Origin of the sequence: Marinococcus sp. PL1-022 (assembly GCF_033845285.1) — a bacterium.
Lineage (GTDB): Bacteria > Bacillota > Bacilli > Bacillales > Marinococcaceae > Marinococcus.
Map to the genome: position 1 here is coordinate 1,524,890 of NZ_JAWXCX010000001.1, position 24,564 is coordinate 1,549,453.

General features: G+C 55.0%; 21 protein-coding genes and 1 other RNA gene. 18 read left to right on the forward strand and 4 right to left on the reverse strand.

Annotated elements, in window-relative coordinates; all coding sequences use genetic code 11:
* Positions 1–20 precede the first annotated feature (20 nt).
* From SIC45_RS07785 to SIC45_RS07795, 3 genes are all read left to right on the forward strand, one after another.
* Positions 21–356: a cyclic-phosphate processing receiver domain-containing protein gene (locus tag SIC45_RS07785; protein WP_298785740.1), complete on the forward strand. Its 336-nt coding sequence runs from the start codon at positions 21–23 to the stop codon at positions 354–356.
* 79 nt (positions 357–435) lie between these two features.
* Positions 436–726, forward strand: a complete 291-nt coding sequence (locus SIC45_RS07790) for a hypothetical protein (protein ID WP_319631729.1) — start codon at positions 436–438, stop codon at positions 724–726.
* Positions 727–739: 13 nt separating this feature from the next.
* Complete coding sequence (locus SIC45_RS07795; RefSeq protein ID WP_319631730.1) at positions 740–1,540, forward strand: ABC transporter ATP-binding protein; 801 nt, start codon at positions 740–742, stop codon at positions 1,538–1,540.
* A 141-nt stretch (positions 1,541–1,681) separates the two neighbouring features.
* Here the strand turns inward: SIC45_RS07795 and SIC45_RS07800 are convergent, their stop codons facing one another.
* The gene (locus tag SIC45_RS07800) at positions 1,682–2,665 is read right to left on the reverse strand and encodes a zinc-binding dehydrogenase (RefSeq protein WP_319631731.1); all 984 of its coding nucleotides are present in this window, start codon (positions 2,663–2,665) and stop codon (positions 1,682–1,684) included.
* Positions 2,666–2,804: 139 nt separating this feature from the next.
* On the opposite strand from SIC45_RS07800, the gene SIC45_RS07805 reads away from it, so the two are divergent.
* From SIC45_RS07805 to SIC45_RS07840, 8 genes are all read left to right on the forward strand, one after another.
* Complete coding sequence (locus SIC45_RS07805; protein WP_319631732.1) at positions 2,805–3,722, forward strand: chemotaxis protein; 918 nt, start codon at positions 2,805–2,807, stop codon at positions 3,720–3,722.
* Between the two features lie 382 nt (positions 3,723–4,104).
* A complete protein-coding gene (locus SIC45_RS07810; protein ID WP_319631733.1) occupies positions 4,105–6,417 on the forward strand; it encodes a DEAD/DEAH box helicase in 2,313 nt (770 codons plus the stop codon).
* On the forward strand, positions 6,407–7,651 hold the full coding sequence (locus SIC45_RS07815; protein ID WP_319632943.1) for a ribonuclease H-like domain-containing protein: 1,245 nt from the start codon (positions 6,407–6,409) through the stop codon (positions 7,649–7,651). Before SIC45_RS07810 ends, SIC45_RS07815 begins: the two co-directional genes overlap by 11 nt.
* Positions 7,648–8,205 (forward strand): DUF1273 domain-containing protein, encoded by a 558-nt coding sequence (locus tag SIC45_RS07820; RefSeq protein ID WP_298785752.1) that lies wholly within the window; start codon positions 7,648–7,650, stop codon positions 8,203–8,205. The genes SIC45_RS07815 and SIC45_RS07820 overlap by 4 nt, the downstream gene beginning before the upstream one ends.
* A gap of 131 nt (positions 8,206–8,336) precedes the next feature.
* Positions 8,337–8,723 carry a cell division regulator GpsB gene (gene gpsB, locus SIC45_RS07825; RefSeq protein ID WP_319631734.1) on the forward strand — a complete coding sequence of 129 codons (387 nt, stop codon included), beginning with the start codon at positions 8,337–8,339 and terminating at the stop codon, positions 8,721–8,723.
* An 18-nt stretch (positions 8,724–8,741) separates the two neighbouring features.
* The gene (locus tag SIC45_RS07830; RefSeq protein ID WP_319631735.1) at positions 8,742–9,149 is read left to right on the forward strand and encodes a ribonuclease HI family protein; all 408 of its coding nucleotides are present in this window, start codon (positions 8,742–8,744) and stop codon (positions 9,147–9,149) included.
* Positions 9,150–9,220: 71 nt separating this feature from the next.
* An RNA gene (gene rnpB, locus SIC45_RS07835) (RNase P RNA component class B) lies at positions 9,221–9,605 on the forward strand.
* 91 nt (positions 9,606–9,696) lie between these two features.
* Positions 9,697–10,842: a THUMP domain-containing class I SAM-dependent RNA methyltransferase gene (locus tag SIC45_RS07840; protein WP_298785756.1), complete on the forward strand. Its 1,146-nt coding sequence runs from the start codon at positions 9,697–9,699 to the stop codon at positions 10,840–10,842.
* On the opposite strand, the gene SIC45_RS07845 is transcribed toward SIC45_RS07840, so the two are convergent.
* Positions 10,839–11,213, reverse strand: coding sequence for a HesB/YadR/YfhF family protein (locus SIC45_RS07845; protein WP_319631736.1), 375 nt, complete (start codon positions 11,211–11,213; stop codon positions 10,839–10,841). The two genes, SIC45_RS07840 and SIC45_RS07845, sit on opposite strands and share 4 nt — an antisense overlap.
* A 17-nt stretch (positions 11,214–11,230) precedes the next feature.
* On the opposite strand from SIC45_RS07845, the gene SIC45_RS07850 reads away from it, so the two are divergent.
* The 7 genes from SIC45_RS07850 (at position 11,231) to SIC45_RS07880 (ending at position 21,050) form a co-directional block, all read left to right on the forward strand.
* Complete coding sequence (locus SIC45_RS07850; protein WP_319631737.1) at positions 11,231–12,745, forward strand: carboxypeptidase M32; 1,515 nt, start codon at positions 11,231–11,233, stop codon at positions 12,743–12,745.
* A 125-nt stretch (positions 12,746–12,870) separates the two neighbouring features.
* Positions 12,871–13,947, forward strand: a complete 1,077-nt coding sequence (locus SIC45_RS07855; RefSeq protein ID WP_319631738.1) for an ABC transporter ATP-binding protein — start codon at positions 12,871–12,873, stop codon at positions 13,945–13,947.
* Complete coding sequence (locus SIC45_RS07860; RefSeq protein ID WP_319631739.1) at positions 13,944–15,482, forward strand: ABC transporter permease/substrate-binding protein; 1,539 nt, start codon at positions 13,944–13,946, stop codon at positions 15,480–15,482. The genes SIC45_RS07855 and SIC45_RS07860 overlap by 4 nt, the downstream gene beginning before the upstream one ends.
* A 36-nt stretch (positions 15,483–15,518) precedes the next feature.
* Positions 15,519–15,923, forward strand: coding sequence for a CoA-binding protein (locus SIC45_RS07865; RefSeq protein ID WP_298785765.1), 405 nt, complete (start codon positions 15,519–15,521; stop codon positions 15,921–15,923).
* A gap of 167 nt (positions 15,924–16,090) precedes the next feature.
* Positions 16,091–18,067 (forward strand): DNA topoisomerase IV subunit B, encoded by a 1,977-nt coding sequence (parE, locus tag SIC45_RS07870; protein WP_319631740.1) that lies wholly within the window; start codon positions 16,091–16,093, stop codon positions 18,065–18,067.
* Complete coding sequence (parC, locus tag SIC45_RS07875) at positions 18,068–20,494, forward strand: DNA topoisomerase IV subunit A (protein WP_319631741.1); 2,427 nt, start codon at positions 18,068–18,070, stop codon at positions 20,492–20,494.
* A gap of 40 nt (positions 20,495–20,534) precedes the next feature.
* Positions 20,535–21,050, forward strand: a complete 516-nt coding sequence (locus SIC45_RS07880; protein ID WP_319631742.1) for a metal-dependent hydrolase — start codon at positions 20,535–20,537, stop codon at positions 21,048–21,050.
* A gap of 894 nt (positions 21,051–21,944) precedes the next feature.
* Here the strand turns inward: SIC45_RS07880 and SIC45_RS07885 are convergent.
* Together SIC45_RS07885 and SIC45_RS07890 are read right to left on the reverse strand one after the other, a co-directional pair.
* Complete coding sequence (locus SIC45_RS07885; RefSeq protein ID WP_319631743.1) at positions 21,945–23,645, reverse strand: DNA-binding protein; 1,701 nt, start codon at positions 23,643–23,645, stop codon at positions 21,945–21,947.
* Between the two features lie 566 nt (positions 23,646–24,211).
* Positions 24,212–24,553 carry a general stress protein gene (locus tag SIC45_RS07890; protein WP_298785777.1) on the reverse strand — a complete coding sequence of 114 codons (342 nt, stop codon included), beginning with the start codon at positions 24,551–24,553 and terminating at the stop codon, positions 24,212–24,214.
* Between the last annotated feature and the right edge of the window lie 11 nt (positions 24,554–24,564).

The following is a 24,564-nucleotide window of genomic DNA, read 5'->3' on the forward strand; positions in this document are numbered from 1 at the left end:
GCAAGACAAAGGATGGGGACATGAACGGAACAAATATTTTTTTAGACGACGTCCGACAGTCTCCGGATAATCACGTATTAGTAAAAACAGCGGAAGAATGTATGCGATTGCTGCAAAACACGGCAGATATCAGTCATCTGTCGCTTGACCACGATTTGGGAACGAAGTATTTTAATGGATTTTCCGTCGTGCTGTATTTACTTGAAAAACAAATTATACCTTCAAAAATTACTATACACTCAGCTAATGCAGTTGGCGGTAAACGGATGTACCGGAGACTGATGGAGGCACGCAGGTCCGGAGAACTTCCTGAACGAGTGAAGATTCTGCACCGGCCGCTTCCATTGAATGCCTAAAAGAAGCCTATCAGGGCTTCTTTTTTATATACCGGGAAAAGCTTTGCTATAATGAATAGAGGAAAAGGAGGCATTCGCTATGCAGATACACGTAACAGACCGTGCGAAAGAAGCGATCCGACATCTCGGGGACAATCAGACGATAACGATTGCCTATGAATTCACGGGCGGCTGCCAGGGGCTGCAGGAATTCCAGCTGCACGCCTCCCCGGGGACAACGCCGGAAGTCCGGGCTGCCGATGAAGACACCCTGCATCTGATTGAGCCGTTGCCGGTGCTCGACTATCACCCCACGCTCAAGTGGATGCTGAAAAACAAAAACCAGACGATCGCAAACAATATTCATTTGTATGAACACACCGAAGCGTAAGGAGGGCCAGGCAATGGAGCGTTTAGTGGACATGAATAACGTCAGCGTACGGACGAATGGACGAATCAGGCTTGAAGACGTCTCATTTGCGGTCAATCAGGGCGAACACCGGGCGCTTCTCGGCCTGAACGGATCCGGCAAAACGACGCTGCTGCAGGCAATTTTAGGGCAGGTCTGGGCAACGAAAGGGGAAGTGCATACGTGGTTTGGCCGTCACGGCAGGGTGAATATGCAGGATCTCCGACGGGAAATCGGTATCGTCAGCAATGCCCTGGATGACCAGTACCAGCACCGGGCGGGGGAAACCGCCTTTAATGTCGCGTTAAGCGGTTATTTTGCAAGTATCGGCATTTATGAGCAGGCACCGCAGGAAATCACCGCCAGGGCAGAAAACGCGCTGCACACGTTTGGGGTTTCCCAGTATAGGGACGTGCCGTATGCCGCGCTCTCGCAGGGAGAGAAGCGGCGGGTGATGCTTGCGCGGGCGTGGACGACTGGAGCGAAGCTGCTTTTGCTTGACGAGCCGTGCACCGGGCTTGATGTAAAGGGAAGAGAGGAGCTGATCGAAGGACTTGAGTCGTCGCTTAAAGAGCCGGAGGCGCCGACGGTGCTGTATGTGACCCACCATCTCGAAGAACTGCCGGGAGCGGTCGAGGCTGCAACGATTATGAAAAACGGACGGGTGCAGGCGGATGGAAAGAAACATAACGTTCTGACGGATGAGGAAATTTCGACCGCCTTTGATGTCAACGGAAGCATCCAGTGGCATGAGCAGCGGCCGTGGTTTATTACCGGGGGCGCGCCGATACGCTGACGCCGAACATAGCTGTTCGGTCAGCAATGAAAATTTCAATTACCGTATTTATTATAAATATAAATTATATAATTAGAAAAATAAGCGGAAGATGCCAAAAATAAGCCCCTTCCTTCTAAAGGAAAGGGCTTGGAAACGCGGTTATGCCTCGAACGATGCGACGATTTTTCCGCGTGTATGACCGTCCTGCATGTCCTTTAATGCATCCGGAATGTCACTGAAGCTGACGGTCCGGCTGACGGAAGGCTTTACTTTTCCCTGGGAAGCCAGTTCTCCAAGCTCCCGGGCGATAAATCCGAGATCTTTAATCTGCGCTTCGTCATCGGAGCGGTACACAAATCCAAGTGCCACCTCATGAATGGAAGGGGCGAGCGTTTTCGCTACGTAGTGGGAAAGGTCCGGCCATTCCACCACAGCAATCAAATGCCCGTTAAAGGCGAGATAATCCAGCGCATCGGTCGCCGTCTGCTGTCCCACCAGATCAAGCACGGCATCCACGCCGCGGCCATCGGTCCATTTGTGTACTTCCTCCACCACATTATCCCTGCGGTAGTCCACCACGTGATCGGCGCCCAGATCTTTGACATAGTCCGCATTATCACCCGAGCAGGTGGAAATGACCGTAAGGCCGAGATGCTTGGCAAGCTGGACGGCAAAGCTGCCGACACCGCCGGAGCCGGCCTGAATCATGATCGTCTGTCCGGGGCGAAGCGGTGCTTTCCGGTACAGCGACTGGTAGGCCGTGAATCCGGCCGTCGGCATCGACGCAGCCTCCACATGGGACAGTCCTTTCGGTACAGACGAAACCACATCTGCACGCGTGGTCGTAAATTCCGCAAATCCGCCATTTGTCGTCATACTTCCGTGATAATACACTTCATCGCCTACGGACCAATCGGTTACGTCCGCGCCGACGGCATCGACTACGCCGGAAACGTCCAGGCCCGACACGTGGGGGAAGGACCATTCCGGGAGAGGGGCGCCCATTAATTTATAATCGACCGGATTTAATCCAACGGCGTGTACGTTGACCCGGAGCTCATGAGCTTCCGGCTCCGGCATGTCGATATCTGTTTCCTTTAAATCGCCGGGACCTCCGGCTTTATTTATCACAAGTGCTTTCATTCTATCAGCCTCCTGTTTATCTATACCTTCCGTGCCCGGGCCAAAAACATCCAAAAATAAAAACTCCCGTCTGAATGGCTTTAACACCCGCTGCCCGGGGCCGATATATGAAGTAAAGAGATCAGGAGGGAAAAACGGCATGTCCTTAGCAGACGAAAAACATATTTTATTGGAATCCGGGACAAACGAGCTCGAAATCGTTCTGTTTTCCATCGGAACCAGTCAGTTTGGCATCAATGTGCTGAAGGTGCGCGAAATCATTCATCAGGTGGAGGTGACTCCCGTCCCCAATCACCACGAGCATGTGAAGGGAATCGTCCGGCTTCGCAATGAAGTGATACCGGTGATTGATTTAAAAAAAGTGCTTCATCACGACGGGGCGGACGACGTCCGGCACGACAAATACATTATCGCAGAGCTGAATCAGATGAAGGTGGCGTTTCATGTAGAAGAAGTATCCCGTATCCACCGCATCAGCTGGGAGGATATTGAAAAGCCCAATGCGCTCTCCCAGGGACTCGAAGCACGATCCATCGGTATTGTGAAAATGGAGCACGCCATGGTCTTTCTGCTTGATTACGAAAAAATCATCAGTGATATTTCCCCGGACACCCTGTCTGGCCAGCACCTGCCGGCGTACAGGCCGGACCGGGAAAATACGACTGTGTTAATTGTAGAGGATTCGCCGGTGCTCAAGCACTTGATTGCCGATACCCTCACAGAAGCCGGGTACAGCCAGCTCCGCTCCTTTGAAAACGGCCGGGAAGCGTACGAATACTTAGAAGCGTTACTTGCCGACAACGAAGAAGCAAGCCTCCCGGACCTTGTCATTACAGACATTGAAATGCCGCAGATGGACGGTCATCATCTGACGAAAAAGATCAAGGACCATGAAAACCTCCAAAGCCTTCCGGTCATTATTTTTTCGTCGCTGATCACGGCGGATCTGTTCCATAAAGGAAAAGAAGTCGGAGCCGACGCCCAGGTGAGCAAGCCCGAAATTAATACCCTCGTAAAAACCATCGACAGCTGCATCCGGGCTTCCGCCGGCCGCTGAGCCGTTAATAGGGCCTCTCTGCCACATGGCAGAGGGGCTTTTTATAAAAAAATTCAAAAAAATAATGAAATAACCGTTGACTGTATTATAACAACGGTATATAATTTGAATTACATTATAACAACACTAACGAAAAGGAGCGATTTAGGATGCGTCATTTCACAAGATCGAAAGAAGACCGTTATACCCCGGAAGAGGAAAATCAGACGATTCTCGACATGATTAATGACTATCACACCAACACTAAATAACGCTCACGTCCCGAAAAGGCTTCCCGCATACCGTTGCGGGAGGCCTTTTCTGTGTTATAACAACAAAAACAGCCGGGATAGAAAAACAAACATACATTCGCTATAATGGAAGTATGCTGAGGTGAGCAACCATGAAAAAACAATCCTTACAGGAGTTAATGCAATGGATGAAAACTGACCCGTCCATTGCCCCTAATATAGAATTCTGGCATACCGTCGACGAACGGCCGGCGAAAACCGCGGCATTCCCGGAACAGCTGCATGAACGGCTGCGTGCCGGCCTTGCCGCCCGCGGCATCGATTCGCTGTACACTCATCAGCATTCAGCGTTTGAACAGGCGTACGGCCGGAAAGCCAATGTCGTCACCATCACGCCGACCGCCTCCGGGAAAACCCTGTGCTACAATCTTCCGGTGCTGCAAACGATCATGGACGAGCCGGAGGCACGCTCCCTGTACCTGTTTCCAACGAAAGCCCTCGCCCAGGACCAGAAGAGCGAGATCAATGAATTTATCGAGGAAATCGGTGCTTCCATTAACAGCTACACGTACGACGGAGACACGCCGCCAACCATCCGGCAGTCGATCCGGCGTGCCGGCCATATTGTCATGACCAACCCGGATATGCTGCACTCGGCCATTCTGCCGCACCATACCAAATGGGTGTCGCTGTTTGAGCATCTGCGCTATATCGTCATTGACGAAATTCATACGTACCGCGGGGTCTTCGGGAGCCACGTGGCGAACGTGCTCCGCCGGCTGCTGCGCATTGCCCGCTACTACGGGGCCGAGCCGACGTTTATCACGACCTCCGCGACCATCGCCAATCCGCGTGAACTCGCCGAAACCCTTACCGAACAGCCCTTTGAACTCGTGGACAACAACGGGGCGCCGCAGGGGAAAAAGCATTTTGTGTTTTACAACCCGCCGGTGATTAACGAAGCGATGAATATCCGCAAGGGCGTCCTCTCTGAGGTCAACCGGCTCGCCAACACGTTTCTCGAGCAGCACGTCCAGACGATTGTGTTTACGAAAAGCCGGGTGATGGTGGAGGTGATTTTAAGCCATCTGCAGCATTTGAACAGCAGGCAGACCGGCCAGCAGAGCCTCGTGACCGGCTACCGCGGCGGCTACCTGCCAAATCAGCGGCGGGCTATTGAGGAGGGACTCCGCTCCGGCGATATCATGGGCGTGATTTCCACCAACGCGCTCGAGCTTGGCGTCGACATCGGGCAGCTGCAGGTGTGCATCATGTCCGGCTATCCGGGCTCGATTGCAAGTGCCTGGCAGCAGGCCGGACGCGCGGGACGGCGCCAGTCGGAGTCGCTGATCGTCATGATCGCAGGCTCCAATCCGATCGACCAGTATATGATCCAGCATTCCGACTACTTTCTGGAGAAAAACCCTGAAACCGCGCGCATTCATCCCGATAACCTGATCATTCTCGTGGACCATGTGAAATGCGCTGCCTTTGAACTGCCGTTCCGGGACGACGACACGTTCGGCGGAGTCGACGTGAGCGACGTGCTTGAGTACCTCTCGGAGGAAAACGTCGTGCACCACCGGGGCTCCAAATGGTACTGGATGAGCGATTCGTTTCCGGCGCACGGCATCAGCCTGCGCTCGGCCTCGCAGGAGAACGTCGTCATCATCGACCAGACGGTGCCGTCCGCGTCCAAGGTGATCGGGCAGATGGACCGCTTCAGCGCGATGACCCTGCTGCATGACGAAGCCATCTACATTCACCAGGGCGTGCAGTACCAGGTGGTTTATCTGGACTGGGACGAGAAAAAAGCGTACGTGGAAGAGGTGCGGGTCGACTACTATACCGATGCCAACATGGCCGTTGAGCTGAAGGTGCTTGAAGAGGACCAAACGGCCGACTATCCGTCGTATCACGCCGGCTTCGGTGATGTGATGGTGCACGCCAAGGTGACGATCTTTAAAAAAATCAAGCTGACGACGTTTGAAAACATCGGCTCGGGGACCGTGCACCTGCCGGAGGAGGAGCTGCATACAAATGCCTGCTGGCTCCATTTTCCCGGGGAGACCGTCCGGGAATTCGGGCGCGATACCCTCGAGCAGGCGATGATGGGACTTGCGAATGTCCTGCGGCACACCGCACCCGTGCGGGTCATGTGCGACCCGTCCGACATTCACGTGGTGCCGCAGATGAAGGCGACCCATTCGGAGCAGCCGACCATTTTTCTGTACGACCGCTATCCGGGCGGCGTCGGGCTCTCGTCCACCATTTTCAAGGATCTGCCCGACGTGCTCCGCGACTGCGCGTCGCTGATTGACGCCTGTCCGTGCCACGACGGATGCCCGTCCTGCATCGGATCGGATATTATGCTGAGCGGCAACACGAAAGCGACCGTGCTCGCATTCATTCACCGGCTTCAGGCCGAACAGGAGGTGAGCTCAACCGGTGAGCATGAAAAATAAACTCAAGCGAATGAAAACGCATCTGCAGGAAGAGATCCCGGCCGCTCCCGCTCCGCCCGAAGAAAACAGGGAGGAGGCAGGCATTCGGCACCTGGAGGAATGGGAAGCCTTCGGCGCAGTGCCGAAGCACTACGACGGGGAAACGATTTTAAAACGGACCGTTACGTATCCGCTGGACTACATCCACGGGAGCGCCTCCTTTGGCGAGTTGTTTACGGTGTTTGACCGCTGGCAGCAGGAGCCCGCGTTTCATCCGCTGCATCCGGAGGGCCGGCGCCCGGAGGACCTGCTGTTTTTTGATACGGAAACGACCGGGCTGAAGGGGGGGACCGGCACCACCATCTTTCTGCTTGGCGGCGCCCGGGTGTACACCGACCGCGTCGAGGTGTCGCAGTACTTTCTCCCCGGGCCGGAGCATGAAGTGGCGCTGTATCATTATTTTCTGACCGAATGCTATTCTGCGGAAAACCTGGTCACCTATAACGGAAAATCGTTTGACTGGCCGCAGGTGCAGACCCGGCATACGCTCGTGCGCAACCAGGTGCCGAAGCTTCCGGCCTTTGGCCACTTTGATCTTTTGCACGCGAGCCGCCGCCTGTTTGCCGAGCGGCTGGAATCGTGCCGGCTGAGTGTGGTGGAGCGGGATATTCTTGGATTTGTCCGTCACGACGACACGCCGGGATACCTCGCGCCGATGCTGTACTTTGACTACGTGAACGAGGGCCTTCCCGAGTTTGTAACCGGGATCCTCGAGCATAACGAGCAGGATATTTTGTCGCTGATCACGCTTTACATTGATATTTCCAAACGAATTCTTGCCGACGGGACGGGCGAAAAGCAGTCGCTTGCCGTCGCCAAATGGTTTGACCAGCAGAAGGAGTGGACCAAAAGCGCCCAGCACTATACGGCCATGGTCGAAAACGGGGACGAGGACGGCGAAACAATGCACCGCTACGGTCTCAATTTAAAAAAACAGCACCGGTACGACGAAGCCATTCCCTGGTTTGAGAAGGTCTGGGAGCGCAACGAGGATTCGCGGTATACGCTCGAGGCCGGGGTAGAGCTTGCCAAATGGGAGGAGCACCGGGCGAAAAACCCCGAACGGGCGCTTCTGTACGCTGCAGGGGTCCAGAGCAAGGCGGAGCGGGCTGGACTCACGCTTCCGGCCGGACAGCAGGCCGACCTGCATAAACGGCTCGGGCGGCTGATGAATAAACGGGGGCGGACGTCTTGAGGCGCCTGGCCGCGACCGGCTACAAGCCGGCTGAGCTCGGCATCTTCAAAGACGACGCCCCCGAGATTGCCTACATCCGGAAAACGCTCGAAAAGCGGCTGCGGGCCCTGATTGAAGAGGGCAGCGAATGGCTGATTATTTCCGGACAGCCCGGTGTCGAATGGTGGGCCGCCGAAGCCTGGAACGGCCTGCGGGAGGAATACGACCATATTCAGCTCGCTGTGCTCGAGCCGTTTCTTGAGCAGGACTCCATCTGGCCGGAGCACGTCCGCACCGCCTATGCCCAGCTGAAGCAGAGCGCCGACTACGTGGATGCGATTTCCAAGCGCCCGTATGTGAATCCGTCGCAGCTGAAGGCCAAAAACGACTTTATTATTTCCCATACAGACGCCCTTTTGATTCTGTATGACGAGGAGCAGGAGGGCGTGCCGAAGTATATGCTTGCCTCTGCCGAGCGCCGCCAGCAGAGCGGCCATTATCCGGTCTTTACGATTGTGCCGGAGGACCTCGAGGAAACCGTGCGCGAGGAAGCCGAACGGGAATGGGATGGATAGGGTCAGGAAGGAAATTGACTTTTCTTATGTATTCTGAAAGAATATAAGCAGATAAATGCGTGGTCGTCCGCCCGGCAGGCGCCGTCGGCCGCGAATGTATCATACAAATAAAGCAGAGGTGGTCCTTGCTGATGGAACAGACACAGTTATCTGCCAAAGACATTTTAGACAAAGATTTCAAAAACAGTGTCAAAGGCTACAACAAAGACGAAGTCGACCAATTTTTAGACGTTATTATTCAGGACTATGAACGGTTCGAACAAAAGGTGCGCGAGCTCGAAGACCAGCTGAACCGTTCGCCGGAACAACGGACAGCCGCATCGCCGGAGGGCGATTCCCGCTACCAGCGTACCGTGACGTCGTCAATTTCCACCCGGTCCGAAAGCGGCGCCGGCAGTACGGACACCGCTTCGAACACCACCGCAGCCGAACCGGCCGCCGGGACAACCAATTACGATATTTTAAAACGGCTCTCGAACCTTGAAAAAGAAGTATTCGGCAAAAAACTATACGATTAAAGGCGGGGACGCTTGAATATGCGGACGATTCATATTGACGGAGCAAGCGCCGGTCAGCCCGGGCCTTCCGGCATCGGCATATTCGTCAAGCACGATGACGGCAGCGTGGAGGAATTTTCCCGCCCGCTCGGGTGCCTGACCAACAACGAAGCGGAATTTGAAGCGTGCGTGCATGCGTATGAGCTCTGCCGCGAGCGTGGCTGGCATTCGGCCTCGATCCGGACCGATTCGCAGCTTGTGAATGCATCGGTGGAAAAGCGGTTTGTCAAGCGAAAGCTGTATCAGCCGTATTTAGCCAGAATCCTGCGCGCTGAGGAGGAGCTGCCCCTTTGTTTTCTCAAATGGGTCCCCTCCCGCGATAACCGGGCGGCGGACCGGCTGGCCAGACAGGCCGTGCTCGCTTCGGGCAGGGAAAATCCGTGCTGACCCGCAGTTTCTTTTCTTGCTTCTTCCGCCCGGAACCGATATAATAGCACCTGGCCATAAAGAGCCGGGATTCGTTCAGGTAATCGCTGTATGTACCCATACAGAGGAAAGTCCATGCTCGCACAGCCTGAGACGGCTGTAGTGTTCGTGTCTGACGAAACCATAAGTCAGAGCAGCTTCGTTTTGGAGCTGACGGCGGGGAAACAGCCTGTGTCCATCCGGATATGGCTGGAGTCCCCCTGAACAGTGCCACAGTGACGTAGTCCGGCTGGAAACGGCCGGAGTGGAACGCGGTAAACCCCTCGAGCGAGAAACCCAAAATTAGGTAGGGGCGCCTTTCGGAAGGAATACAACGGAACGAAAGGGCAGAATTTTTTCTGCAGATAGATGATTACCACCCGAGTGCAAGGTGAACAGCCGCTGGCAGCACAAGGGAACAGAACATGGCTTACACGAACGGTCCCGGCTTCTTGAAGCAAAACCCCTGGAGTAATTCAGGGGTTTTTTTAGTAGATATGAACGGACATTGACGTCCAAGGAGGAACCTATGACCCAACCAACATACACCTTAATCGCCACGGCGACGATGGGCCTCGAGGCTCTGGTCGCCAAAGAAATCAAAGCACTCGGCTACCGCCACCTGCGCACCGAAAACGGCCGCGTGGAATTCGAAGCGCCCGCCGAGGGCATTGCCCGGGCCAACCTGTGGCTGCGGACCGCCGGCCGGGTTAAAATCAAAATCGGCACGTTTACCGCAGAAACGTTTGATGAGCTGTTCGAACAGACAAAGGCCCTCCCATGGGAGAAGTTTCTGCCCGAAAATGCCGAATTCCCCGTCAGCGGCCGCTCGGTCAAATCCACCCTGTTCAGCGTGTCGGACTGCCAGGCGATCGTCAAAAAAGCGATCGTGGAACGGCTGAAGCAGTCCTACCAGAGCGAATGGTTTCCGGAAAACGGGCCGCTCTATAAGCTCGACGTGGCGCTGCATAAGGATGAAGCCGTCCTGTCCCTCGACACCTCCGGCCCCGGCCTGAACCAGCGCGGCTACCGGGAAACGCATGCCCGGGCACCGCTCAAGGAAACGCTGGCGGCGTCCCTGATTATGCTTGCCAACTGGCACCCGGACCGCCCGCTCGTGGATTTATTCTGCGGCTCGGGAACGATTCCCATTGAAGCCGCTATGATTGGCCAGAACATGGCCCCCGGCGTGAACCGCTCGTTTGTGAGCGAAACGTGGCCGTGGGCCGAAGCGATGCAGTGGGAAACAGCCCGCCAGGAAGCCGAAGACCTTCTCCGCGACGATCAGCCGCTCATGATTACCGGCACCGACCTGGATCCGAAGGCCATCGAAGTGGCAGAGGAAAATGCCAAGGAAGCCGGCATGTACGGCCTGATCACGTTCAAGCAGATGGCCGCCCGCGACTTTAAGCCAAAGGGCGAGTACGGCGCGGTGATCAGCAACCCGCCGTACGGGGAACGAATCGGGGATCTTGCCGAGGTGGAGGAAGTGTATCGGGCCCTCGGCCGTATCGCCCGGGACACACCAACCTGGTCCTACTACGTGCTGACGTCGCATGAACGGTTTGAATCGCTGTTCGGCCGGGAGGCGACCAAACGGCGCAAGCTTTACAACGGCAACATCAAAACGGATTATTACCAGTACTGGGGGCCGCGGCCGCCCCGTTCGTCCTAATTGTTCGGATGATCGGTATCCCCGAGCCGGGGATTGTCAAAATGCAGGTAGTCGATGGCCGGGTGATAGCTGATCGTCATGCCGTCAAGGTACCACTGGTCCTGCGGCTCCACAAAAAAACGCACGCCGCCCGCTTCGGTCTGGTAGCTGGGGCCGGACGGATCCCCGGGCTCCACCCCTATGGAAAAACCGCCGGAACCCACGCCGCCGATGCGGACAAACAGGCGCACGAACGCCCCGTCACCGAGGTCCATTTCCTGCTTGTAGTGGCGGCCTGCTTCTTCAGTAATCGTCATTTGCATACGTATCTTTCGCTCCCTTCCACTCTTTGTTATATCATGAAGGAGAGAGTCACACCAAACAGAGTTCATACCAAGGAGGAATCGCCATGCCGGATTATGCACAGATTGAACAGGATTTTTTGACCGAGCAGCGAAGTCTGAATGCCTACGACCAGGCTCTCAGCCTGCTCGGATGGGACGCCCGGACTGGAGCGCCCAAAAAAGGGGTCGAGGAGCGCTCGGAAGTAGTGGGGGCACTTGCCACCGAGCTGTTTGCCCGGAAAACCTCCGGACGCCTGAAGGAAATGAGCCAGTATCTGCTCGAGCCGGAAGCGGCGTCGCAGATCTCTGCAGTCGCACGCAGAGCCGCGGAGGAAACCCTCACCGAGGTGGAACGGATGGAGCGCCTGCCCCAGGACGAGTATCAGGCGTTTACGACGCTTACTTCCAAAACCGAATCGTACTGGGAGGAGGCGAAAGCGTCCGGGGACTTCGAAGGGTTCCGCCCGTATCTCGAAGAAATCGTGGCCTACCAGCGCCGGTTCACCGAGTACCTCGGATACAACGGGCATCCGTACGACGCGCTGCTGCATGACTTTGAGCCCGGCATGACCGTTTCCACCCTCGATGCCACCTTTTCCCGGCTCCGTGACGGCCTCCTGCCGCTTGTGGAGCAGGTGAAGGGAGCCCCGGTACGGCCGGACACGTCATTTTTGCACGCCCATGTTCCGAAGGACCGGCAGCGTGCCTTCAGTGAGCACGTGCTCCGGCAGATGACGTACGATTTTGAGGCCGGACGGCTCGATGAAACCGTGCACCCGTTTGCGGTCGGCCTGAACCGAAACGACGTGCGGGTCACCACCAAATACGACGAATCCGACTTCCGCACCGCGGTGTTCGGCACCATCCATGAAGGCGGCCATGCGCTGTACGAGCAGAACCTCGGCGCGCACCTGGCCGGGACGATTCTCGCAGACGGGGCCTCCATGGGTATCCACGAATCGCAGTCGCTGTTCTGGGAAAATTTCGTGGCGCGGACCCGTTCGTTCTGGGAAAACAACTTTGGCAGGCTCCAGGAGCTGAGCGGCCGCTTCCAGCACGTGGCCCTTGACGATTTTTACTTTGCCGTCAACAGCGTCGAACCGTCCCTCATCCGAATTGAAGCCGATGAAATGACCTATTCGCTGCACATTATTCTCCGCTACGAGCTGGAAAAAGCCCTGATCGAAGGCAGCCTGCAGGTGAAGGATCTGCCGGAGGCGTGGAACGAAAAAATGAAGCAGTATCTCGGCGTCGTGCCGTCCAATCATGCGGAAGGCGTGCTGCAGGACGTGCACTGGGCGGGCGGTGCTTTTGGCTACTTTCCGTCCTACGCGCTCGGCTATATCTACGCGGCCCAGCTCCAGCAGGCAATGATGCGTGATCTCCCGGCGTTCGATGATCTGATCGCAAGCGGCGATCTTGCGCCGGTCCGGCACTGGCTGACCAATCACGTGCACCAGCACGGCCGGATGAAACGGCCGGCCGACATCATGGCAGACGCCACCGGGGAAGGGACCAACCCGGAGCCGCTGCTTGCCCACCTGTCGCATAAATACCAGAGCCTGTACCGCTGGTCCTGATCCTGCTGCCCTGTGCAGCAGGGGTTCCGCCCCGGGACGTTTGAAGGATGCGCTTTTGTGAAATAAAGTAGAGACTCTAATAATTTAGATGTCCCTTGCACCAGAACCATAAGAGGGGGATTGGCATGATTACATTCACTGACATTGCAAAGACGTTTCCCGGTGCCGACGACCCGGCCGTTCAAAACTTTAACGCCACGGTCGAGCAGGGAGAATTTTTCGTCTTGATCGGCCCGAGCGGGTGCGGCAAGACGACCACGCTCAAAATGATCAACCGGCTGATTGAGCCAAGCACCGGTACCATCCGGATCCAGGACAAGGACATCCGGGAGTGGGACCGCCATGAGCTGCGGTGGAACGTCGGATACGTGCTGCAGCAGATTGCGCTGTTTCCGACGATGACGATTGCCGAAAACATTGCGGTCGTTCCGGAAATGCGGCGCTGGAAGAAAAACGAGATCAAAGAACGCGTCGATGAACTGCTGCAGATGGTCGGCCTCGATCCGGATACATACCGCAACCGGAAGCCGTCGGAGCTGTCCGGCGGCCAGCAGCAGCGGATCGGGGTGATACGGGCCCTTGCCGCGGATCCGGACATCATCCTGATGGATGAGCCGTTCAGCGCGCTCGATCCGCTGAGCCGCGAACAGCTGCAGGAGGACATCCGTGCCCTGCAGCAGAACATCCAGAAAACGATCGTCTTCGTCACCCACGACATGGACGAGGCGCTGGCCCTAGGTGACCGGATCTGCCTCATGAAGGACGGCGATATCGTGCAGATCGGCACGCCGCGCGAGCTTAAAAATGAGCCGGCCAACGATTTTGTGCGCGACTTTATCGGGGACCGCCGGGATGAATGGGACACCCCGGTCCGGTCGGTTATGAGCGGACGCGACAGCCAGTACATCGCAAGCGTCCACGACATGCCTGAAATGCCGCTCTACCCGGCGCCGCTGTATATTTTCGACCAGAACGACACGTTTCTCGGCCGCCGGGACGGCGACTCGATTGCGTCCCAGAAAACCGTCATTTCCCCGGATCACGTGCTGTATGACGCCCTCAGGACCTTCAACGATACCGATGCCGAAGCGCTGCCGGTGCTCGAAGAAGGACGGCTCGTCGGCGCGCTCAGCTACAAGGACGTGATGCAGTTTCTGCAGAAAGCAAAGCTCGCACCCGCGGGAGGTGACACCGAATCATGAATTTACTCGAAAACACCTATCAGCTGTTTACCGACGAGCAGGGGCAGTTCTGGACCCTCGTGTGGGAGCACGTCAATATGAGTCTGATTTCGCTTCTGTGTGCCTCGTTTATCGCGGTGCCGGTCGGCGTGCTTCTGACCCGGCGCCGGTCAATTGCCGAACCGATCATCGGGATTGCCGCAGTGCTGCAGACGATTCCGAGTCTGGCCCTGCTCGGGTTCATGATTCTCATACTCAACCAGATCGGCACGGTGCCGGCCGTGGTCGCCCTGACCGCCTATGCGCTGCTTCCGATCCTGCGCAACACCTACACCGGCATTGCCGGCGTGGATCCGGCCCTTGTGGAGGCGGCCACCGGCATGGGGATGAATTCCTTCCGGCGCCTGCGCAAAATTGAGCTGCCGATGGCCATGCCGGTCATCATGGCCGGCATCCGGACCTCCATGGTGCTGATTGTCGGAACCGCCACCCTGGCGGCGCTGATCAGCGCCGGGGGCCTCGGCGATTTCATCATGACGGGCATCGACCGGGCGGACAACGCCTACATTCTGCTTGGCGCCATTCCGGCCGCTCTACTGGCTCTGTTTTTTGACCTGGTGCTGCGGATCACCGAACGCACGTCCCAGGGCAAAGCGCTGGCCCCGGTCGCGGTTGTCCTCGGGGTGGCCCTGTTAGTGGTCATCACCCCGGCGCTTGCCTCCACCCAGGAGGAAGAGCTCGTCATCGGCGGGAAGGAAGGGGCCGAACCTGAAATTCTCGCCAATATGTATTCGCTGCTGATCGAGGAAAACACTGATCTTGATACGAGGGTGGAGGCCGGCCTGGGGAGCACCAGCATCGCCTTTAACGCCCTCGAGTCGGATGATATTGACATTTATCCGGAGTTTACCGGGACGGTTACCGCCAACCTTTATGACCAGGGCGTCCCGGCCGGAAGCACCCGCGAAGAGGTGTACGAGGAAGCGCGCAGCCTGCTTGCTGAGGACGACCTGGCCTATCTCGAGCCGATGGAGTACAACAATACGTATGCGCTGGCGCTCCGCGAGGAGGAAGCCGACAGCCTCGGCATTGAAACCATTTCGGACCTCGAACCGCACACCGATGAGCTCGTGCCCGGATTCACCTTTGAATTTGCCGACCGGCAGACCGATGGCTATCCCGCAATTGTCGACACGTACGGCTTTGAGTTTGACGAGGTGGAAACCCTGGACGCCGGCCTTCGTTCGAACGCGCTGCAGGAGGGTCAGATCGATTTGATTGACGCCTACTCTACTGATGCGTATATCATAGAGTACGGGCTTACCGTACTTGAAGACGACGAAAATGTGTTTCCGCCGTACCAGGGCGCTCCGCTTTTAAAGCAGGAAACCCTCGATGACAATCCCGGCCTTGAAGAAGCGTTAAACCGCCTTGGCGGTCAGATTACCAACGAAGAAATGCAGGAAATGAACTACGAGGTGGACTACGAAAATGCCGACCACCGGGAGGTCGCCCGCAACTACCTCGAAGAACATGACCTGCTCGGCAGCAACTAACGGGCAGCCCGTTATTATCTCAAGGAGGGATACCCAATGAAAAACCCTGAACGACAAGAAATACGGGCCATACTCGACCGCAGCAAGCGTATCGCGGTCGTCGGCCTGTCGGATAACCCGTACCGGACGTCGTACCAGATCAGCAAAGTGATGCTTGAAGCGGGCTATGACATCATTCCGGTCAACCCGACGGTGGAGCAAGTCTTTGACATTCCGGCCGTGGATTCGCTGAAAGATATCGAAGGGCACATTGATATCGTAAACGTCTTCCGCCGCAGCGAATTTCTCAAAGGCGTAGCCGAGGAAGCGGTCCAGGTGGACGCGGACGTGTTCTGGGCCCAACTCGGCCTGGTGAGCGAAGACGCGTACGAGATTGCAGCCAACGCAGGCATGACAGTGATCATGGACCGCTGCATTAAAGTGGAGCATGCGATCGCATAAGCACCGATTATACCGAACAGCATCCAGCCTTGGCGGGTTTCCCTGCCAAGGTTTTCCTGTCTGCAGAGGAGATTGCCCCAAAATAAAAACATATGTTCCCGTTCATTGACAAACTGTGTTAGTATGAAATATAACTAGAACGGAGAACGAAGAAGGGAGAGACAGGAGTGGCAGCAGATAAATCCTATCAATACAATGATGAATCCATTCAGGTACTGGAGGGGCTCGAGGCGGTACGGAAACGGCCGGGCATGTATATCGGCAGTACAGACAGCCGCGGGCTTCACCACCTGGTTTTTGAAATTCTTGATAATTCAGTCGATGAAGCGATCGCCGGCTACGGCAGCGTGATCGAAGTGACGCTCCACAAGGACGGAAGCGTGTCTGTGTCCGATCATGGGCGGGGCATGCCGACCGGCACCCACAGCTCCGGCAAGCCGACACCGGAAGTAATTCTGACCGTGCTTCATGCCGGCGGGAAATTCGGCCAGGGCGGCTACGCCACAAGCGGCGGCCTGCATGGCGTCGGCGCCTCGGTGGTCAATGCGCTGTCAGAATGGCTTGAGGTCACCATTTACCGGGACAACCAGATTTTCGAGCAGCGCTTTGAAAACGGCGGCCGTCCGGTAACGACGCTTGAACAGAAGGGAAATACCAAAAAAACCGGGACAACGATCCGGTTTAAGCCGGACGCGTCCATGTTCAATGCGGTGCACTACCAGTTTGACGTGCTTGCCGAACGCCTGCGCGAAGCAGCCTTTCTGTTAAAGGGCACAAGCATCCGCCTGCATGATAAGCGCGACAAAGAACCGGTGACCGAGGAATTCCAGTTTGACACCGGCATTCAGGCGTTTGTGGAGTATTTAAACGAAGACAAGGAGACCCTGCATCCGGTCGTTTCCTTTGAAGGGAAGGCGCAGGACATCGAGGTGGACTTTTCGTTTCAGTTTACCGACGGCTATACCGAGAACATGCTGTCGTTTGTGAACAACGTCCGCACCCGCGACGGAGGGACCCATGAATCCGGCGCCCGCTCGGCGTTCACCCGTGTGCTCAACGAACACGCCCGCAAGCTGCAGCTGTTAAAGGACAAGGACAAAAACCTTGACGGCAGCGACATCCGCGAAGGGCTGACCGCCGTGGTCTCCATCCGGATCCCGGAGCATCTGCTGCAGTTTGAAGGGCAGACGAAAAGCAAGCTCGGGACCCCGGAGGCCCGTTCCGCGGTGGATCAGTATATCACGGACCGCCTGACGTACTTTCTCGAGGAAAACTCGACAATCAGCACGATGCTGATCAAAAAAGCCATCAAAGCCGCCCAGGTGCGCGAAGCGGCACGAAAAGCCCGTGAAGAAGCCCGGAACGGCAAAAAGAACCGAAAAAAAGACGCGCTCCTGAGCGGAAAACTTACCCCGGCCCAGTCCAAAAACCCGGACCGCAATGAGCTGTACCTCGTCGAGGGGGATTCGGCCGGCGGCTCGGCCAAGCAGGGACGCGACCGCAAATTCCAGGCCGTGCTCCCGCTGCGCGGCAAGGTCATTAATACGGAAAAAGCGAAGCTCGATGACATTATGAAAAACGAAGAAATCCGCACCATCATCTATGCCCTCGGAGCCGGGGTCGGCACCGATTTCACCCTCGAGGACCGGAATTACGACAAGGTCGTCATCATGACAGACGCCGATACCGACGGTGCTCACATTCAGGTGCTTCTACTGACGTTTTTCTACCGCTACATGCGGGAGCTCGTGGAATCAGGAAAGGTTTATATTGCCCTGCCGCCGCTCTATAAGATCAGCAAGGGCAGCGGCCCCAAGCAGAAATCCGAATACGCCTGGGAGGAGAACGGCCTGCAGGAAGCCATCCAGCGCATTGGCAAGGGCTACGCCATCCAGCGCTACAAGGGGCTCGGCGAAATGGATGCCTCCCAGCTGTGGGAAACGACGATGAACCCGGAGAGCCGGACCCTCATCCGGGTGACTGTGGAAGACGGCGCCCGCGCGGACCGGCGGGTATCCACGCTGATGGGAAATAAAGTGGAGCCCCGGCGCAAGTGGATTGAATCGAACGTGGCGTTTGGCATGGAAGAGGATTTGAATATTTTGGATAACACTGACCTGCAGATTATTAAGGAGGAACCGTAAGTGGCTGACGCAGAACAATACTTGGATCTGCGCCTCGAAGATGTTCTCGGCGAACGCTTCGGGCGCTACAGCAAATACATTATTCAGGAGCGTGCCCTCCCGGACGCACGGGACGGGTTAAAGCCCGTCCAGCGCCGGATTCTGTTTGCAATGCTTCAGGACGGAAACACCGCGGAAAAACCGTTCCGCAAAGCAGCAAAAACGGTCGGGAACGTGATCGGGAACTATCACCCGCACGGCGATTCCTCCGTGTATGAAGCGATGGTGCGGATGAGCCAGGAGTGGAAGGTCCGCGCCCCGCTTGTGGAGATGCACGGCAACAACGGCTCGGTCGACGGCGACCCGCCGGCGGCAATGCGGTATACGGAGGCGCGGCTTGCCAACGTTTCGTCGGAGCTGTTGAAAGACATTGAAAAACAGACGGTGGAGCATGTAACAAACTTTGACGATACCCAGGAAGAGCCGACCGTGCTGCCGGCGAAATTTCCGAATCTGCTGGTAAACGGATCCACCGGCATTTCCTCCGGCTATGCGACCGACATTCCGCCGCATCAGCTGGGAGAAATTATTGATGCTGCCGTGGCCCAGCTCGAGAATCCATCGGTGTCGACCGAGGAATTGATGCAGTACGTGCAGGGTCCAGATTTCCCAACCGGCGGCGTTATTCAGGGCAAGGACGGCATCCGCCAGGCGTACGAGACCGGACGGGGAAAAGTGGTCGTCCGGGCCAAAACGAGCATTGAGCAGGTGCGGGGCGGCCGGGAACAGATTCTGATCACCGAACTGCCGTATGAAGTCAACAAATCCACGCTTGTGAAGAAAATGGATGAGCTCCGGTTTGACCGCAAAGTGGACGGCGTCGCCGAGGTGCGCGACGACACGGACCGGACCGGCCTCCGGGTCGTCATTGAGCTCAAAAAAGATGCCGATGCCCAGAGCGTGCTGAACTTTTATTACAAAATGACCGACCTGCAGGTGTCGTACAATTTCAATATGGTCGCCATCAGCAACCGCACCCCGCAGCTGATGAATTTAAAACAGCTGCTTGATGCCTATATCAGCCACCGCCGGAGCGTTGTCACCAACCGTTCCCAGTTTGACCTCAACAAAGCAGAACAGCGCCAGCACATCGTCGAAGGCCTGATCAAGGCGATCAGCGTACTTGACCAGGTGATTGATACGATCCGCCAGTCGGAAAACAAGAAAAATGCGAAGGAAAACCTGGTGGAGCAGTTTGCCTTTACCGATGCGCAGGCCGAGGCCATTGTGAACCTGCAGCTCTACCGGTTAACCAATACCGACGTCACGCAGCTCGAAAAAGAAGCCGGTCAGCTCGAGAAAGAAATCAAGCGGCTCCGCGGCATCCTGTCGAGCGAAAAAAAGCTGCAGCAGGTGGTGAAAAAAGAACTCGAGGAAGTCAAGAAGCAGTATGACGACAGCCGCCGTACCGTGATTGAAGCAGAAATCGAAGAGCTTAAAATCGACCGCGAAGTGATGATTCCGTCTGAGGACGTGATTGTTACCGCTACGGCAGAAGGATATATTAAACGCACGAGCCAGCGGTCCTATGCGGCTTCCAACACTGAACCGCCGGGAATGAAGGAAGAAGATTCCCTGTTGTTTTTCCGCGACATGAACACAACAGACATGCTGCTGCTGTTTACGAAAAAAGGACAGTTTATCTATCTGCCGGTACATATGCTCTCCGACATCCGCTGGAAGGATAACGGCCAGCATATCGGCAATGTTTCCCCGCTGGATCCGGGGGATGCGCTGGTGGCAGTAGTGCCGGTCCAGGAGTTTACCGAAGAGGATTATTTTGTGTTCATTACCCGCCAGGGCATGATCAAAAAAACGGCGATGACCGCTTATCAGGCTTCGCGCTACGGGCGATCGATGATCGGAGTGAATGTAAAGGACGGGGACGAAGTGCTTTCCGTGTACCAGACGAACGGGGAGCAGGAGTTGTTTCTCACCACTCATCAAAACTACGGGCTCCGCTTCCATGAACAGGAGGTTTCCCCAGTCGGTGTCCGGGCGGCCGGCGTCAAAGCCATTGATTTAAAAGACGGCGATGTGGTCACCGGGGCGCATGTGACGTCAGCCTATGAAACCGAGGATGCAGTCATGGTCACCCAGCGCGGGGGCGTCAAACGCATGAGTCTCGATGATATACCGATAACAAACCGGGCCAAGCGGGGCGTCGTCCTCTGGAAGGAAGTCAAATCCAAACCGCACCGGATCATCGCGAGCTATATCCTGGACGGTGATCCGTTTGTGCTGCAGGCCCGGACGAAAAACATGACGGTCACGATTGATCCGACGAAATACCGGAGAGTCGACCGTTACAGCAACGGTTCCTATGTTATTGATACGAAACAGCACGGAGTAATTGAAGCGGTATGGAAGGATATTCCGTACCAGTAAACAACGATCCGCTTGCTAACAAAAAGGACGCTGAACAACCATGAAAGCAGGAACACATGTGATCGGAGCAGTTACGGGCGGCCTGGCCGTTCAGTGGCTGACGCCGGTGCCGTTTGCTTTTTTTGAATGGGAGACAAGCATTTATGTCGCAAGCCTGGTTTTTGGGGGCCTGGCGCCGGACATCTGCCAGCCCAATTCATGGATGGGGAGGCGGGTGCCGGGCATTTCCCACCTGATTTCGAAGCTGGTGGGGCACCGCACCTTTACTCACAGCCTCCTGCTCGTGCTGCTCGTCTTCCTGTCGCTTGCCCAGTGGCAGGAAGGATGGGGCCTCGCGCTGCAGTGGGGTATCAGCCTCGGTATTGCGAGCCATATTGTGCTTGATATGATGACCACCAAGGGCGTCCATGTGCTGTTTCCGCTGCACTATGCCTTTCGGTTCCCATTTACAACAAAAACCGGATCCACCTTTGGCGAAGGGCTGATCAATGCCTTGCTCATCGCCGGATTATTTTACGTGAGCTTTCAGCTGTTTTCGATCGATCTCACGCTGTAAGCCAATCCAATAAAAAGCAACATCCAACGAGGAAGCATCAGTAATGAATCTTACTGGTGCTTTTTATTCGTGTTGTCTCAAAATACGAAGTTATCTTTAGTATTGAAACAATATATCAGTAACTTCCGATAATATATATTATGTTAACTAGAAATAAATAAAGCACTCCATGGTCCTAATTTGGCTTCATGGCTTCACCTTCCCTTTTACTCATCAACTTGGCATGCGTTCTGCCTCTTTAATGTTCACTTCACTTCTACGTGTCCTCCAGGCAGATTTTATAAATTCAGTGCCCTGTATTTTCAACCTAGGCTATTGGATAAGGTTCATGCTGTGCTGAATTTTTCCTGTGTGCTTTTAACTCTGCAGGAATGGCTGCCCGTGACCAAGGCGCGATTATTCCTTACAGCCGAACTCGTAAATCGCAGTAGCGGTTTTTGAATCAGCCAACTCATTAGCAGCCGGGTTTTTGTCAGTCGTTCAAACAAACCTTTATAATTGCCCGGCAGCTTTTTAGTCAATTTTTTCCGCCTTTTTTATAAGCCATTTTCATTTTAAGAGCTTGCTGCATTATTTGCTATTTTATAATTATCATCTAAGTCTCCGCTATATTTGCACGACTTATCATTTCTTCATCTGTCTCAGAATCAAATGAGACAGCCTCCGTTTCAATCCGCCGCCGCTAATGAAATCTGGAGATGCTTTCTGCATCAAAAGCAACAAAAAAAGACCCCCGAAGGAGTCTTTCATGACATTTTTGCTCTGTTTAACCGCAGGCAACGCCTGTTTTAATGGCTCTTAGGCACCGCTCCCGCTTCGCCGTGCCGCTTCAGTGGCGCGTATTATGCCTGTCTGTGAGGTTAACGCCCTGAGAGCGCACAGCTTATAAAATCCCTACCACGGCTGGTCGGTGATTTCCTGGACTGTCCCCATGTCTTCGCTGCGGTTGACCGTAAAGGTAATCTCGTCGCCTTCTTTCATCAATACAGCATCGGCGTCACTGGACGTATTGTAGACATACAGGGTATCATCGCCCTCCAGCTTAAACTGGACAAGACTGGCGTCCTCGGCACCGGAGGTAATGACGACCCGGTCAACGGTTCCCTGGGCTTCTTCCCGGTCCGCTTCACTCGCTTCCACGCCTTCATCGGTGGAAGCAAGCGCGGAACGATAATTTTCCAGGGCGCCCTGGGCAGTTTCGCCAAACGCGTACACATCGGCATCGTTGGCTTTAATGTAGGCGTACTGCCGGAACAGACCCGACGGATCAAGCGTATTAACGACCCAGGTCGCGTTGCCGTTAATGTTGTACATGATCGGCATGCTGCCGGTCCATTCTTTTTCAGGAAACTGGCGGTTCACAATACCTCGCGCGCCCTGCGTGTCCATCGCGCCTGTATATTCCTCGCCGTTGTACAGACGAAGCTCTCCGGTACGGGCATCAATAAACGAGACACCAAGGGTGGAGTCCGAATCTTCATTTGGACTGGTGAAATCCGTGAAATAGCTCATATTTCCGTCTGCATCAAAGACAGGCGTGACCTTATTTTCCGTGCCGTTTTCATTTGGAATAAGGACATCCTCTTTCCCAAACATGTAATTGAGCAGTCCCTGGCCGTATTTTCCGTACTTGTCATTCATGTCGCTCGCCATAGCAGGACTGTACGAGCTTTCAATAAACGACGGAGCGTTATCCGCTTTGTATTTGGACGCCTCCCCTGTTTCCGGGTCCACAACCACCACCTGCGCGTTCGTGTGATCCGTGTGCCAAGTCAAGGTGCGGTTTTGATAGACCGTCTGAACGTACCACGGCTTCCCTTCCTCATCCACCTCCAGGTAGGTGCTTCCGCTCTGGTACCAGGACGGAAAGGCACTAAAAATTACCCGGTTCAGCTTCTCGTTAAAAAAACTGCTGTTCGTGTACTGCATGGACGATTCCACAAAGGTCGGATTGTCGTTCGGATCGACCGCAGAAATCTGGAAATATCCCGGGGTTCCATCACCGCGGAACCAGCGGAACAGGTTCGTGTAATCCACGTTGGCAACATACATCGGCTCCCCGTCAATGACCTGTGCCTGAATGTCGCCAAAGTCATAAAACTGTGCATTATCCACTTCCGACATCGCTTTTTGCATTTTATTACGGGCGGATTCAGGTGCCACCTGTACAGGCGTCTCCTCCTCGGAAAACGATGGTGGATTGTCCGCCACCTGACTGTTGTTGTCAATCGCTTCATGGGTCTCCTCGTAGCCAAACAGGCTTCGTACGAGAAGCACTAGCAGAAAGAGAAGAATCACCGCGCCGCCAAGAGCGGATATGTTGATGCTTTTATCAGGGACCCCTTCTCCTGAAGTCCTCGCCAGGGTGTAAAAGATCGCACTGAACACTAAAAGGGCCACGAGGTTGGGCCCGGCCAGTGACAGCATCGTCCATGCCGGAAGGACAAAGTAGCTGGCAATGACGGCTAAAACAAATGTCAGCCCAAGCGCGGGCAAAACGGATTTAACCAGTAAACGCGGTCGGATAATAGAAATAACCAGAGCGGCAATAAAAGAAAAAATCATTACAAGTAAAGCAGTCAGTAAAATCGTCAAAAAAACACTCCAAGCGTCATAAAATTAGATTCGGTTGGCATCGAAAAGGTGTTAACTGCCTGTTCAGCGAGCGGTCGTTACTTCACAGCTGATACGCCGGGGTTCTTTACAGGCTCCTCCCGTTCAGTCTCTGTATGTACATCCTGTAGCCACTCCTGATAAATCCTCCATTCCAGAGCAGCACCGGGCTCTCGCCTTATGAGAGACTTCCTGCTTTTTCAGCTGACCATTACCACCTCCTTCGTCACGTTCTCTCTCCACCATAGCATACGCGTATAGTATGCTTCCCGTCATTTATAACCGCAGAAGCGGGCGCTCCCCCACCGGTAATATGATCACCTTTAAAATGAATTTACGAAAGACACACTGAAATCCCGGTAATCGACAGTATCAGGGGCCGTTCTTTCCGATTACCGCTGTACATAAGCTAGGATATTCGCACACTACTGGAGAAGGGAAACCAATAACGAAGGCACCAAAAACAAAGCTAAGCATTATTATATCAGTCCTTATACTGTAAAAAAATGGTTATCTATGTGAAATAAAAAAAGCCCTGATGCCAGGGCTTAAAATTCGACTTGATCCTGATTGGTCACGACAAGCAGCGTCTTGCCTTTTTGAAGTTCTTCTTCGAGGCGTTCGGATTTTTCCGAATCAAACCCCAGCTTCTGCAGCTTCGTTAAAATAGTCTTCGTTTTTCCGCGGAATACGTTTTTCAGGCTTGTGCCGAAGCCGACCACTTTCATTCCTACTTTTTTGGCGTCTGTTTCCTTCCTTGCCCGGCGATCATGGTCATTATCGTACGCCAGGATATACATATCCTCGTCGCGGATGCCATCGTTACGAAGTTTATCAATCGTTTCACTCAGTGTTTCATCGTTATGGAAAATCTTGAACTTGGGTTCCATTCGCTTCACCT

Coding starts and splice junctions, on each gene's coding strand:
- SIC45_RS07785 (WP_298785740.1), top strand. CDS start 21: ATGAACGGAACAAATATTTTTTTAGACGACGTCCGACAGTCTCCGGAT.
- SIC45_RS07790 (WP_319631729.1), top strand. CDS start 436: ATGCAGATACACGTAACAGACCGTGCGAAAGAAGCGATCCGACATCTC.
- SIC45_RS07795 (WP_319631730.1), top strand. CDS start 740: ATGGAGCGTTTAGTGGACATGAATAACGTCAGCGTACGGACGAATGGA.
- SIC45_RS07800 (WP_319631731.1), bottom strand. CDS start 2,665: ATGAAAGCACTTGTGATAAATAAAGCCGGAGGTCCCGGCGATTTAAAG.
- SIC45_RS07805 (WP_319631732.1), top strand. CDS start 2,805: ATGTCCTTAGCAGACGAAAAACATATTTTATTGGAATCCGGGACAAAC.
- SIC45_RS07810 (WP_319631733.1), top strand. CDS start 4,105: ATGAAAAAACAATCCTTACAGGAGTTAATGCAATGGATGAAAACTGAC.
- SIC45_RS07815 (WP_319632943.1), top strand. CDS start 6,407: ATGAAAAATAAACTCAAGCGAATGAAAACGCATCTGCAGGAAGAGATC.
- gpsB (WP_319631734.1), top strand. CDS start 8,337: ATGGAACAGACACAGTTATCTGCCAAAGACATTTTAGACAAAGATTTC.
- SIC45_RS07830 (WP_319631735.1), top strand. CDS start 8,742: ATGCGGACGATTCATATTGACGGAGCAAGCGCCGGTCAGCCCGGGCCT.
- SIC45_RS07840 (WP_298785756.1), top strand. CDS start 9,697: ATGACCCAACCAACATACACCTTAATCGCCACGGCGACGATGGGCCTC.
- SIC45_RS07845 (WP_319631736.1), bottom strand. CDS start 11,213: ATGAACTCTGTTTGGTGTGACTCTCTCCTTCATGATATAACAAAGAGT.
- SIC45_RS07850 (WP_319631737.1), top strand. CDS start 11,231: ATGCCGGATTATGCACAGATTGAACAGGATTTTTTGACCGAGCAGCGA.
- SIC45_RS07855 (WP_319631738.1), top strand. CDS start 12,871: ATGATTACATTCACTGACATTGCAAAGACGTTTCCCGGTGCCGACGAC.
- SIC45_RS07860 (WP_319631739.1), top strand. CDS start 13,944: ATGAATTTACTCGAAAACACCTATCAGCTGTTTACCGACGAGCAGGGG.
- SIC45_RS07865 (WP_298785765.1), top strand. CDS start 15,519: ATGAAAAACCCTGAACGACAAGAAATACGGGCCATACTCGACCGCAGC.
- SIC45_RS07880 (WP_319631742.1), top strand. CDS start 20,535: ATGAAAGCAGGAACACATGTGATCGGAGCAGTTACGGGCGGCCTGGCC.
- SIC45_RS07890 (WP_298785777.1), bottom strand. CDS start 24,553: ATGGAACCCAAGTTCAAGATTTTCCATAACGATGAAACACTGAGTGAA.